15 protein-coding genes are annotated in these 12,769 nt (G+C 50.2%); 7 read left to right on the top strand and 8 right to left on the bottom strand.

What is annotated here, in order from left to right; all coding sequences use genetic code 11:
• The first annotated feature begins 68 nt into the window (after nt 1–68).
• The 7 genes from ACO0LI_RS18985 (at nt 69) to ACO0LI_RS18955 (ending at nt 6,311) form a co-directional block, all read left to right on the top strand.
• Nucleotides 69–524, top strand: a complete 456-nt coding sequence (locus ACO0LI_RS18985) for a universal stress protein (RefSeq protein ID WP_423034479.1) — start codon at nt 69–71, stop codon at nt 522–524.
• Between the two features lie 118 nt (nt 525–642).
• Nucleotides 643–1,284, top strand: coding sequence for a response regulator (locus tag ACO0LI_RS18980; RefSeq protein WP_423034477.1), 642 nt, complete (start codon nt 643–645; stop codon nt 1,282–1,284).
• A 228-nt stretch (nt 1,285–1,512) separates the two neighbouring features.
• The gene (locus ACO0LI_RS18975) at nt 1,513–1,896 is read left to right on the top strand and encodes a response regulator (protein WP_423034475.1); all 384 of its coding nucleotides are present in this window, start codon (nt 1,513–1,515) and stop codon (nt 1,894–1,896) included.
• 30 nt (nt 1,897–1,926) lie between these two features.
• Nucleotides 1,927–2,814 carry a helix-turn-helix domain-containing protein gene (locus ACO0LI_RS18970; protein WP_423034473.1) on the top strand — a complete coding sequence of 296 codons (888 nt, stop codon included), beginning with the start codon at nt 1,927–1,929 and terminating at the stop codon, nt 2,812–2,814.
• 108 nt (nt 2,815–2,922) lie between these two features.
• Entirely contained in the window at nt 2,923–3,762 is an 840-nt protein-coding gene (locus ACO0LI_RS18965) for a universal stress protein (protein ID WP_422953101.1), read from the top strand.
• Nucleotides 3,763–3,904: 142 nt separating this feature from the next.
• On the top strand, nt 3,905–5,845 hold the full coding sequence (locus ACO0LI_RS18960; protein ID WP_423034471.1) for an MASE3 domain-containing protein: 1,941 nt from the start codon (nt 3,905–3,907) through the stop codon (nt 5,843–5,845).
• A gap of 142 nt (nt 5,846–5,987) precedes the next feature.
• Complete coding sequence (locus ACO0LI_RS18955; protein WP_422953099.1) at nt 5,988–6,311, top strand: flagellar basal body rod C-terminal domain-containing protein; 324 nt, start codon at nt 5,988–5,990, stop codon at nt 6,309–6,311.
• A gap of 14 nt (nt 6,312–6,325) precedes the next feature.
• On the opposite strand, the gene ACO0LI_RS18950 is transcribed toward ACO0LI_RS18955, so the two are convergent.
• The 8 genes from ACO0LI_RS18950 to ccoO form a co-directional block, all read right to left on the bottom strand.
• Nucleotides 6,326–7,102: a sulfite exporter TauE/SafE family protein gene (locus ACO0LI_RS18950; RefSeq protein ID WP_422953098.1), complete on the bottom strand. Its 777-nt coding sequence runs from the start codon at nt 7,100–7,102 to the stop codon at nt 6,326–6,328.
• A gap of 1 nt (nt 7,103) precedes the next feature.
• Entirely contained in the window at nt 7,104–8,507 is a 1,404-nt protein-coding gene (gene hemN, locus ACO0LI_RS18945) for an oxygen-independent coproporphyrinogen III oxidase (RefSeq protein ID WP_422953097.1), read from the bottom strand.
• Nucleotides 8,508–8,515: 8 nt separating this feature from the next.
• Complete coding sequence (locus tag ACO0LI_RS18940; protein WP_422953096.1) at nt 8,516–8,773, bottom strand: hypothetical protein; 258 nt, start codon at nt 8,771–8,773, stop codon at nt 8,516–8,518.
• Between the two features lie 58 nt (nt 8,774–8,831).
• Entirely contained in the window at nt 8,832–9,377 is a 546-nt protein-coding gene (locus ACO0LI_RS18935) for a FixH family protein (RefSeq protein WP_422953095.1), read from the bottom strand.
• Between the two features lie 9 nt (nt 9,378–9,386).
• Entirely contained in the window at nt 9,387–10,799 is a 1,413-nt protein-coding gene (ccoG, locus tag ACO0LI_RS18930) for a cytochrome c oxidase accessory protein CcoG (RefSeq protein ID WP_423034469.1), read from the bottom strand.
• 142 nt (nt 10,800–10,941) lie between these two features.
• Nucleotides 10,942–11,943 carry a cytochrome-c oxidase, cbb3-type subunit III gene (ccoP, locus tag ACO0LI_RS18925; RefSeq protein ID WP_422953093.1) on the bottom strand — a complete coding sequence of 334 codons (1,002 nt, stop codon included), beginning with the start codon at nt 11,941–11,943 and terminating at the stop codon, nt 10,942–10,944.
• A gap of 2 nt (nt 11,944–11,945) precedes the next feature.
• Entirely contained in the window at nt 11,946–12,092 is a 147-nt protein-coding gene (locus tag ACO0LI_RS18920; protein ID WP_422953092.1) for a cbb3-type cytochrome oxidase subunit 3, read from the bottom strand.
• A gap of 49 nt (nt 12,093–12,141) precedes the next feature.
• The gene (gene ccoO, locus ACO0LI_RS18915) at nt 12,142–12,759 is read right to left on the bottom strand and encodes a cytochrome-c oxidase, cbb3-type subunit II (protein WP_422953091.1); all 618 of its coding nucleotides are present in this window, start codon (nt 12,757–12,759) and stop codon (nt 12,142–12,144) included.
• Between the last annotated feature and the right edge of the window lie 10 nt (nt 12,760–12,769).

Raw genomic sequence — 12,769 nt, 5'->3', positions numbered from 1 at the left:
GAAATCAAAGCTGGTGCAACAATCAAGAAGCATACTGGTTTCAAGCTCAACGATGAAAGGCACAGGATATGTATTCCAGAATCTTGTTACCCACTGACGGCTCTGAATTGTCACATGCCTGTGTTGCAGCAGGACTGGAATTTGCCCAGCAATTACAGGCAGAAGTGGTTGCTGTTTTTGTTGCGGGCAATTATCAGTATCCGCTGTATGTAGATATACTGCCGCCTAATGGACCGACCGAGGAAGAGTATCAGGCCGCCATGCAGACCTTGGCAGAAAGTTATCTGCAGCCGGTAAGAGATGCCGCTGCTGCCGCTGGTCTGGCTTATCAGGAGATCATACAATTCAACGATTCCACCGCCAAGGAAATCGTCCACACTGCACAAGAATATGCCTGCGACCTGATCTTCATGGGTTCACATGGCCGCAGCGGCCTGGGCCAATTCATACTCGGCAGTGTCACCACCAAAGTCTTGTCATTGTGTCTGATACCTGTACTGGTACACAGAATCAAGCATCACTAAATCGTCAATAAGCCAGTACCGGAACACATACGGCATCAGCGTACAGTACAATAGTGGCTATCTTTGCACTGGCACAAGTGCCGTGCACCACCGAACATGTACTGTTGCTATTGTCCCTATGATCCGTATCCTGATTGCTGACGACCACACCATCATGCGCGAAGGACTGAAACGCATACTTGATGGCATAGAAGACATACAGGTAGTTGCCGAGGCAGTAGATGGTTTCGATACCCTGGAAAAAGTACGCACTAGCGAATTTGATGTCTTGCTGATGGACTTGTCCATGCCTGGCCGTAGCGGCGTTGATCTGATACGGCAGATCAAGGATGAATTCCCCAAACTGCCCATACTGATATTGACCATGCATGAAGAAGAACAGTATGCGGTGCGCGCCATACGCGCTGGTGCACGCGGTTATCTGACCAAGGAAAGCGCAGGTACACAACTGGTCACCGCCTTGCGCAAAGTTGCGTCTGGCCGCCCGTATATCAGCATAGAAGTGGCAGAGCAACTGGCCATGAGCGCCATGCCTGCGGACGACAGCCAGCCACACACCAGCCTGTCTGACCGTGAATTTGAGGTATTCACCCACCTGGTCAAAGGCAAGTCGATTACCGAAATTGGCGAACTCCTGCATCTGAGCGTGAAGACTGTCAGCACGCACAAGACCCGTATCATGCAAAAGATGAACATGAGTAATTTGTCCGACCTCGTGCAGTACGCCGTTGCCCACCATCTCTTGCAGCCACAGGCGTAAGCAGCCTCTCCTCAGCCTTCTACCGCAGTACATCGAACTACCTCTGATACAGCGCAGCCATCCTTAGCGGGATGGCTGCGCTGTATCACGTCATGCAAATTGCCCTCTAGGAATATTCCTACCCCGGCAGCGCCAAATCTGACAGTTCAAATCAGCATCTCCTGATTTAAATCAAAGTCCATGCTAACGATAATAGAGTCTGAGCAAACAAGCACAGCAAGTCATAGCATGAACCTGTACATCCTTGAAGATTCAGTCCTGATTCAGAACCGTTTGATACGGTTCGTGGAAGAAGTACCCGGCATGCATGTACTCGGCGTAGCAAGCGATATGAGCAGCGCCTATCAGGCCCTGCTGGGCAATGATGCCGACGCCTTGATACTCGATATACAACTCGCTGATGGCAATGGTTTGCAGTTTTTAAAGAACATCAAGCAAAGCAAGCCAGGGATCAAAGTGGTGGTACTGACAAATCACGCAACCGAAAACAACCGCCTGCATGCCATGCGGGCTGGTGCAGATGGTTTCCTCGATAAATCGACGGACTTTGGCCTGCTACAAGATTATCTGCTGCGCTGGCAGCAACCGGATTCAAATCATCAAATCAATTAATCAGTATCCTTACCTTACAAGGGAAATATCATGACCACAGCAGTCTTCAACACAAGCGCAAACAGCCTGCCTTCCGCTGCCAGCAAAACTGCCTTTCCAGCCATCTCCAATGAGGCTGGCTGGCGCTGTCATGGCAATCTCTGGTCGAATCTGCGCGAAGTCTGCGAACTCTTGCGCATCCCTACTCCAGCCGCGTCAGCAGATGAAGAAGTATTGTTCCAGCATGTACGCTTCAAGGCTGGTCAGAGAATTCATACCATAGGCCAGGATTTTGACACCCTGTACATCGTCAATTCAGGTTTTCTAAAAACTGTACTGCTTGATGAATACGGCAATGAACAAGTCCTGAGCTTTCCCATGAAAGGCGATTTGCTGGGCATAGATGGCATACATAACCAGCATCATGCATCTGAAGCTGTTGCACTCTCGGATTGCGACATCATCCTGCTGCCTTATAAAACTTTCTCTGCATTGGGCCGCATTTATGCAGAACTCGAGCAAGCCATGTTCAGCGTCATGAGCCGCGAACTGGTACGTGAACAGATCATGATAGGCATGCTCAGCGCTCTGAGTGCAGAAGCCAAGGTTGCCCGCTTCCTGACGACACTCGGTGAACGTTTCAGCCAACTGGGTTATTCTGGCAAAACCTTCAATCTGCGCATGACCCGTCATGAGATAGGCAGCTACCTGGGCCTGACACTGGAAACCGTCAGCCGCACCCTGTCGGCCTTCAATGAAATGGGCCTGATCAGTGTCGATCAGCGCCAGATCGCCCTGAATGATGTAACTGCGCTGAAAACCCTGCGCCGTCTGCCACCTGCCAAGGCACGCATCAAGGTCAGCGAGAAAGTCTCGGCTTTAGTTGGCAAGAATTTATTGCCGCAATGGGGCAAAGAAGTTGCTGTTGCCTTAAACTAGTGTAAGCTTTAACAAGTAGCTTCATCTTTTTGCCATGTTTGCCATGGCAAAAAGATGGCTGAACTTGTATTTGTTTTCTTTCCCGGATTTCACATCAAGGAGTAAAACATGCCATACAAAACCATCTTGGTTCATGTCGATGAATCTGAACGTTCCAACTTCCGTGTCCGTGTTGCAGCAGAAATTGCCAGGGCTGACGAAGCCCATCTGACAGGAACCGCCGTCACCGGTGTCTCCCGCTTTATCTATCAGGATGGCAATATCAGTGCCAATGATCCCAATCTGAGCATACACCTCAGTTATTTGCGCGAACGCGCAGAAAAAGCTGTTGCCAACTTTAGCCAGCAGGCCCAGGCTTTAGGCGTCAATTCTTATGAAAGCGTGATCGCCAATGATGAAGCCGGTGGTGGCGTTGGCCTGCAAGCCAGGTATAGCGACCTGGTGGTCATAGGCCAGACCAACCGTGATGAACCCTCACCTTCGGTTTTGCCCGATTTTCCTGAATACCTGATCATGAATTCAGGGCGCCCTATCCTGATCATCCCCTATGTTGGCGATGTCACGACAGTTGCAAAACGCCCCTTGATTGCATGGGATGCCAGCCGCGAATCCACCCGTGCCATCACCGATGCAATTCCATTGCTGCGCCGCGCAGAGCTGGTGCATGTGGCGATTTTCAATCCCAAAGCCGTACCCGACAGCCATGGTGAACAACCAGGTGCCGATATTGCCCTGTACCTGGCAAGACATGGCATCAAGGTAGAAGTTGGCGTGCATAAAACTTCGACTGACATAGGCAATGCACTGCTGTCACTGTCACACGATCAGGACAACGATTTGCTGGTCATGGGCGGTTATGGTCATTCGCGCTTCCGTGAAATGATCATGGGCGGCGTCACCAGAACCATCTTGCAAAGCATGACGCTGCCAGTGCTGATGTCGCATTAAGCAGCTCATCAGCATCTGAGACCTGGCAAATGACACTCCTTGCAAAAGGAGTGTCATTTTCTTTTTTGTAGCAAGTCGCCCAAGCTTTAACCGGGCATTTACGAATTAGAATACTGGTCTACATTAAATAAAACTAAACCACATGGCACATGATAACCCTGGCATGGTAAAAGCACGATGGACAGCAGGTTTGCTGGCCCTGCTATCAATCGTTTTATGGTTGAACCACGCAACCCTGTCCACCATACAGATGCCAGCACCTCTGCCGGTACATACCGTGCTGGAAACCATCACCATCGTGATTTTCACATCGGTATTCATCGTATGCTGGAATGCCTTTGGCGGCGCCAGGAAAAAGAGCAGTGTCATTCTCGCCGTCGCATTCTTGTGCACTGCCATTCTCGGCTTCATGCATGCGATCAGTTTCCAGGGCATGCCTGGCTTTCCTGATGCGGCAGACATGCATAAATCCCTGCTGTTCTGGCTGCTGTCACGCTCATTCATCGCCACCACGCTGCTGGGCCTGGCATTAGCACCTGAGGATTCAGAAGTCAGCCCGACCCAGGCTTATTTCGTCCTGATTGCAGGATTGATAGCCACAGCCGGGTGGATGATGATGGTGTTCGCACTACCACATCTGCTGCCGCTAACCTATATCCAAGGTGAAGGGCAAACTTCTTTCAAAATAGCGTGTGAAGCAGGTCTGATCGCCATCAATCTGTTCACCGCCTATCAATTGAACAAACCGGGCAAGGCCATTTCAGCAGGGTCTGCTGGACCTGGCAAGCAAGGTGAGCGCCTGCAAATAGAACGTGCGCCCCTGTTTCTTGCGGCCACCCTGCTGGCCATTTCAGAGGGGTATTTTGCTATCTATGCGGACGGCAATGATGTCTTCGTCGCCATCGGCCATGTGTTTCAGTTGCTGGCTGCCATTGCCATTTATCGCGGCATGGTCTCGGTGAACATCCATACCCCGTATGCCAGTCTGGCAGAAACCAGCCAGAACCTGGCCCGCTCTGCAGCCGAGCTCAGCATGGAGCGTGAGCGCCTGAGCCGCATGATAGATACTGCCATAGATGGCATTATCACCATCAACGAGTCACAATCCATCATCCTCGTCAATCCCGCTGCTGCTGCCACTTTCGGTTACGAAGTCGATGATCTGATGGGGGCTTCACTTGATCTTGTGTTACCAGAACGCCATCGCAAAGTACATGGCAAACATGTACAGCAATTCGGCGAAACTGGTGAAACCCGCAGGAAGATGGGAGGTAATTTTGAAGATTTTTATGTCACCGGCGTAAAAGCCAATGGCGATGAGTTTCCTATCGAAGCTTCCATTTCCAGTCAGATAGAAAATGGTAAACGTTTTTATACCGTTATCTTCCGCGACATCACTGAGCGCAAGGTCGCCAAAGAAAAAATGGCGCTTTATCACGATGAATTGACACAGTTATCAGCAGCCCTGCAAAGCATACGTGAAGAAGAACGCAAGCATATCGCCCGTGAGCTGCATGATGACCTGGGTCAGTTGCTGGCCGCGCTGCGCATGGATTTATCACTACTGCAACGAGACATTGTCCTGACAGGCAAGACTCAGCAAACCATCAACAGCATGGATCAGTTATTGCTGACTTCAATTACCACGCTGAGACGCATCGCCACCGACCTAAGGCCCCGCGCACTGGATGAAGGTGGGCTTTATTTTGCGCTGCAGACTTTGCAAAAAGATTTTTCCCAGCGCAATGGCATAGCCTGCGACTTGCAGGCAAACGAAGAGCAACTGGCACTTGACGATGCACGCAGCACTGCGATCTTCCGTATCGTCCAGGAATCACTGACCAATGTAGTCAGGCATGCAGATGCCACAGAGGTGCAAATTTCTTTCGAGCGCACCCCTGACACGTTGAGCTTCAGTATTACCGACAATGGCAAAGGTATAGAAGCAGATGAGATGCGCAAATCACGTTCTTTTGGCTTGGTTGGCATGCGTGAGCGCGTCAAAGCCATGCATGGCGAATTCCTGGTTGATAGCCAGCCCGGGGAAGGAACCGAGCTGAAGATTAATTTACCATTAAGCTAAAGGAATAATTCATATAAATAAGCCATGTAAATAAGCCATGCCAATGAATTATGCAAATAAATTAAGCAAATTGAAGAAGCGTGCAGACTTGGCAAATCCAGTATAAGCTTACGGAAAATCGTATCGCTGCAGGAGCATTTCAATGTCAGTTTCAGCACTCAATAGCGGCCTTTCAGGACTCCAGGCTTACGCTCGTGCGCTCGACAGTTCAGGGCACAATGTAGCGAATGCGAGTACGGCAGGCTTTGTTCCGCAACAAGTCAGCTTTCAAGAGCAGCCTGCTGGTGGTGTGATTGCCAATATCAGCAAAGAAGGCAGCAGCCTTGCTGCACAAGAGCAGAGCGGCACTGACCTGAGCAGTGAAATTGTGCAATCGATACAATTCAAGGCAGGCTTTGACCTGTCTGCGAAAATTATCAAAACGCAAGATGAGATACTCGGCACGCTGATCGACATCAAAGCCTGAGCAGGACCTGCCAGCTAAGCCGCTGGTACCAGACACAGGATGGATGGCATATCCTTCATATCAAAATACCAAAGCCCAAATCCTCCTATTCCCAACAGAATTGCTGCACCCAGGTAGCGCAAGCCACGCATGATAGTTTTATTTTGCGCCTGTTGCATGACTGCCTGGGTCAGCAATAAATGTGGCAAGGCAAACAGGCCAAACACCAGCATCAGCACAGCACCAGACCATGCATCACCGGACAATAAGGCGAATGGTGCAACACCGTACAAAAGACCGCAAGGCAGACATCCCCAACCCATGCCCACCAAAAATGGATGTCGCGCCACCTGGCGCAATGATGGCAGTCTGCCAGTCAATTTCGCATGTAACTCTGCCAGCAGGTTTTGCACAATAGCCAGGCGTGGCAGCAATCCCAATACACGCAAACCAAGTAATATCAACATCAGGTTACCAATGACAAACATGATTTGCTGCACTGGCAGGTAAGGTTTGAACAATATGCCGGCGGCACCAAGGCCGCCGAGTACAGTACCGGCAATCATGTAAGTAAAAATGCGCCCGCCCTGCAGCATGATCTGATACTGCACGCTGGCAGGCAAACCAAATGAAGTCTGCCTGATTTCCGCCTGCTCTGCCAGGCCAATAGGAATAATTTTGCCAGCAGTTCCGTAAGCGCCTTTTCCAGATTTCGTCAGCAGCGCGGAAATACCACCGCACATGCCAGCACAGTGCACCCCGCCTATGGCACCAGCTGTCATTGCAGCAAAGACCAAAGGAAGGGTCAGCATCTCAGATCAGTTTGGAATATCTGGCGCCTGATTGCTGCGACAGATAGCGGTCAAAAACCATCGCCAGTGCGCGCACGAACAAGCGGCCCTTGGGCGGAATACTGATACTACTGTCATTGACCAACACTATGCCTTCTTGTGCATAGTCTTGCAGCCTTTGCAGTTCATCAGCAAAATAGTCAGGGAAAGAAATACCATATTGCATTTCAAGGTATTTGAAATTCAGGGTATTGCTGCACATCAGGCTCATGATGACCTGGCGACGCAAGATATCATCGACGTCAAGGTGATAACCTTTTTCTACAGGTAATCTGCCTTGGTCCAGACTGGCATAGTATTCATCCAGAGTGCGCAGATTCTGACCATAAGATGCCCCGACCTTGCCTATTGCCGACAAACCCAGGGCGATGAGATCGCAATCTGCCCGCGTCGTGTAGCCTTGGAAGTTCCGGTGCAGGCTACCATCCAGAGTCGCCTGTGCCAGACTGTCGTCCGGTTTGGCAAAGTGATCGAGGCCAATATACACATAACCCTCAGCCAGCAAGCGCCGTATCGACATCAGGAAAATTTGCAGGCGCTGCTCCGCAGACGGCAGATCTGCTTCGGCGATCCGGCGCTGAGGTTTAAAGCGTGTCGGCAGGTGTGCATAGTTGTAAAGCGCAATGCGGGCAGGCGACAGTGCGATGACTTGGTCCAGTGTCTCGGAAAAACTTTCCAGATTCTGTTTCGGCAGACCATAGATCAAATCAAAATTGATAGACTGAAAACCGCAGGCCCGGCTATCTGCCACCGTAGCAGCCACCATTTCGTAAGGCTGTATGCGGTGCACTGCCTTTTGTACTTCCTCATTGAAATCCTGTACACCGAGACTGGTCCGGTTAAAGCCCAGTTCTGCCAGTATTTGCAGGGTTTCGGTAGTAACGGTACGTGGATCTATCTCTATAGAGATTTCGGCATCATCAGTGAAGTCAAAATGCTCGTGCAGCAGGCTCATCAACTGGCGCAATTCGGCATGGCTGAGAAAGGTCGGCGTACCACCACCAAGATGCAACTGGCTCAGGATTTCACGCGCATGCAAATGGGCAGTCACCAGCTTCAATTCCTTGGTCAGGTATTCCAGATACTTGGCCGAACGCCCGTGGTCTTTGGTGATGACTTTATTGCAGGCGCAGTAATAACACAGCGAGGCGCAGAACGGGATGTGTATGTATAGCGATAATGGTGGTTTGCTCAGCAAATGGCTGCGTTCTTCCAGATAGCGTATGTAAGACTCTGCCGTGAAAGTTTCTGCAAACCTGTCTGCCGTGGGGTAAGACGTGTATCTGGGCCCCAGGCTGTCGAAACGGCGTATCAGTGCTTCTGGAATTTCTATTGCTGGAAATACAGCCGCTTCGTTCATTATCATGATGGGTCTCAATGTGCTTTTTGCACTAGCAAGGCCGTCAGACCACTAGACAGAATTCCCAGTAACCAGAAGGCGAAAAAGCCTATGGTATAAACACCTGTTTCATGCATTTGCAGGCGCCTGTCCAGCACAATCAATTCCATGGGATCAACCAGGCTAAAGAACAAGCCCGTTGCCGCACAGGCCATCAAAAAAGCTGGCCACAAAACGATCATCAACATAGAACGCAATTGTGGTTTACGTGATGTGATAGTGCTATTTTCCAAATCCTGTCCCCTTCTAGTGATAGTCCAGCCTCAGGTCAACAAATTTCAGGGATTGAACTCATTTTGCCGCATTCAGCTGCACTGGTTTTTGTCCTGGATCAAACCAGTCACCGGTCAGGCGCCAGTCTGTGGTCTCCAGTTTGATATGAAACAGTTTTACAGCTTGTTCTCCGGCATTTGGCATCAGTTTGAGGTCGCCTTCATATTGACCAGCGGCCGTACGCTTCATCGGTAAGCGACGTATGAGCTCACTGACTGAATTGCCGCCAGCTGCGGCATTGGCCAGGCTCAATTGTATGGTCTCGGGTAAATTACCCTTTCCACTGACTTGCAGAACGATCTTGCCTTTGGCAAAGTCGGCATTGATGTAGGCATTCAGTTGCAACTCCCTGGCCTTGGCGTCGCGCTGTATATCCTTGTTGATCATCAGGCCCTGTTTGTAATAATCTTCGGCCACGACCTTGTCGGCACCATGCATGGCAATGTAGCCGGTATACAGACTGGCACAAACCACAAAGGCCGGACCGCCAGCCACCAGCAGTAACCAGGGTTCTTTGTACCAGGTATCGCGCCTGGATTTTGGGGGCATCAGACTGGCTTCCATTTTCTTCTCCTAACGTGGAACAGTGAACACGGCTTTTTCAATCACCGTTACTTCTGGTGTTTCAATATCCTTGACGACAAAACGTATGCGGTTAGAACCGCTTGCCAATACATTGGCTGGCACCCTGACCCTGACCGGAAACGCTTTTGTGCTCGCAGAGCCAACTTCCAGATTCGCAGGGTTGACGATAACCGCACCTGCGGCACCTTCTACTGCCACACTGTAATGTCGCGCCGATTCCTGGGTGTTCATGACTTGCAGACGATAGACATTTTCTATTGCGCCCGCTTCAGTTATTTTAGGCATGCCACGGTCTTTGATGACATCGACTTTCAAGGGGGTATGCATGGCCAGAGAAACTGCCGCCACCAAAATGATACAGCCCAGCAAGCCACCATAAATCAGGGTGCGCATACGGAATACCCGTTTCCACATGGCTTTGTCATCCAGTTTTCTGGTCAGGGCATGTTCAGTGGTATAGCGTATCAAGCCACGCTCATAACCCATCTTGTCCATGACCTGATCACAGCCATCAATACAGGCACCGCAGGCAATACATTCATATTGCAAGCCCTGGCGGATATCAATGCCCGTGGGGCACACCTGCACACAGATGCCGCAATCCACACAATCCCCCATGCCCTGAGATTTGTGATCAATCTTCTTATTCCTTGCGCCACGTGGATCTCCACGTGCGGTATCGTAAGTAACAATCAAAGTATCTTTATCAAACATGGCACTCTGGAAGCGCGCATAAGGACACATGTATTTGCAGACTTGCTCACGCATCCAGCCTGCATTGCCATAGGTGGCAAAACCGTAGAACAGAAACCAGAAAGTCTCCCATGGACCCAGCGTAAAATTACCTACCTCTATCGCCAGCTCACGTATGGGAGTGAAATAACCGACAAAGGTAAAACCTGTCCACAATGCCAGCACTATCCAGATGAAATGCTTGATGAACTTGAGCGAGAATTTACGCGCTGTCATAGGTAAAGCATCGAGCTTCATTCTTGCGTTGCGCTCACCTTCTATCTTGTGTTCTATCCACAGGAAAATTTCGGTATATACGGTTTGTGGGCAGGCATAACCGCAAAATACCCTGCCGGCAATGGCAGTAAACAAGAACAGGCTCAAGGCTGAAATGACCAGCAATACCGCCAGATAAATAAAATCCTGGGGCCACAAAACCAGGCCAAAAATATAAAATTTACGGGCAACCAGGTCAAATAAAACTGCCTGCCTGTCATTCCAGTTCAGCCAGGCTGTGCCATAAAACAAAGCCTGGGTAAATAACACCAGCACCCAGCGCCACGAAGAAAACCAGCCAGTTTGTGAACGCGGATAAATTTTCCGGCGCTCTTCAAAAAGCGCCAGTTCAGCCTCTTCTATAGGCACCGGGATTATGGGTATGTGCTTCATCTTGATTCTGTTTTTCTTAGTAAGACAAAATGACAGTGCCAATCAGTACAGGCGGAGCGTGCTGGATAATCATTTTCTCTCCCTGTTCATAATTGGCACATTCATGGTTTTCAAGCAGTTAATAAGCTAATTATTTAGCTGACTATTTAGCTAATGCGGCTTCAGCAGCACTGGCGGCAATTTGCTTGACGGCGCTGACATCCGCATCGCTTACCTGCGCAGTCGCAGAATTATTGGATAAGCTCCAGACATAGGCTGCCAGCAAATGTATCTTGCCTTCGGTCAAAATTGCCTTGTGAGCTGGCATCTGGTTATTGCGGCCTTTGTTGATGGTTTCCATGACGTTTTCAATACCACCGCCATACAGCCAGACTTTGTCTGTCAGGTTTGGTGCACCCAGGGCCTGGTTGCCCTTGCCATCACCACCATGACAGGCAGCACAGGCGGCAAATTTGGATTTACCCAGGGCTGCCTTGATAGGGTCATGTGCAGAACTGGACAGGCTCAGCACATAGTTGGCGACATTTCTGACATCGTCATCGGTGCCCAGCGCTGCCCCCATGGGAGGCATCTGGCCATGGCGACCTTCACGTATCGTGGTCAGGATAGTTTGTGGATCACCACCATACAGCCAGTCAGTATCAGTCAGGTTGGGATAACCTTTGCCGCCCTGCGCATCAGAACCATGGCATTGCGCGCAAGTGTTCAGGAACAGGCGCTGACCAATTTCATGTGCTTGCGCATCTTTGGCCACCGCCTTGATGTCCATGGCCAGGTATTTATTGAAGATGGGGCCATATTGCGCTTCACCATCTCTCATTTCTTTTTCATACGCACCCTTTTGACTCCAGCCAAATGTGCCCTGCCATTTGCCAAAGCCCGGGTATACCACCAGATAACCCACGCTATACACCACGGTCAGATAAAACAACCACATCCACCATTTTGGCAGCGGATTGTTTTGCTCCATCAAGTCACCATCCCAGACATGGCCAGTGGTTTCTGCGGGCAGAGGCTTACCGTCGCTACCGACCTTAACCTTGACTTTGGATTGCGACCACAACAGTAAAACACAGGCCAGCATGGATAAGGCCGTGACGATGGCGATACCGGTACTCCACCATTCATTAAAAAAGTCTGCCATGGCTATTTCCCATTCTCATTATCAATTGGCAAGCGCGCCATTTTTTCAAATTTTTCTTTATTACCGGCACTGAAAGCCCAGTAAATAATGCCAAGAAATACGATGAGGCTGATGACCGTCACGACGCTGCTCAGTATTGTGAAATTCATTTTTTTCTCCCCAAAAGGCCAGCAGATAAAAAACTGGCTTTTTCTGCTATCAATTCTTGTTTTTGACCGCAGTGCCCAGCACTTGCAAATAAGCGATCACCGCATCAAGCTCAGTTTTGTTAGCCAGCTCGACAGGCCCTGCCTTGATTTGCTCATCGCTGTAGGGCACGCCCAGGGTCTTCATCGCCTTGAGCTTGGGCGTGATATCGTCAGGCACGAGCTGGGTCTTCGCCAGCCATGGATAGGCAGGCATATTCGACTCAACGACAACAGAGCGCGGGTCATTCAGATGATCTCTGTGCCAGGTATCGCTGTAACGCCCACCCACCCTTGCGAGATCAGGGCCGGTGCGCTTGCTACCCCACTGGAAAGGATGGTCATACACAGACTCACCCGCAACAGAATAATGGCCATAACGTTCAGTCTCGGCACGGAAGGGGCGTATCATTTGCGAGTGGCAGCCGTAGCACCCCTCTCTCAGATAAATATCACGGCCAGCCAGTTGCAGCGCCGAATACGGCAGCATGCCTTGCACTGGTTGCGTGGTCGATTTTTGAAAGAACAGAGGAACAATCTCAACCAAACCACCGACACTAATTGTCAGGATCACTAGCACTAGCAACAGACCGACATTGCGCTCAATCAGATCATGAGTAAAATTACGCATCAAATTTCTC

Source organism: Undibacterium sp. Tian12W (assembly GCF_049339405.1).
In the GTDB taxonomy this organism is placed as follows: Bacteria; Pseudomonadota; Gammaproteobacteria; order Burkholderiales; family Burkholderiaceae_D; genus Undibacterium.
This window is presented reverse-complemented; position numbering and strand designations above follow the sequence as displayed.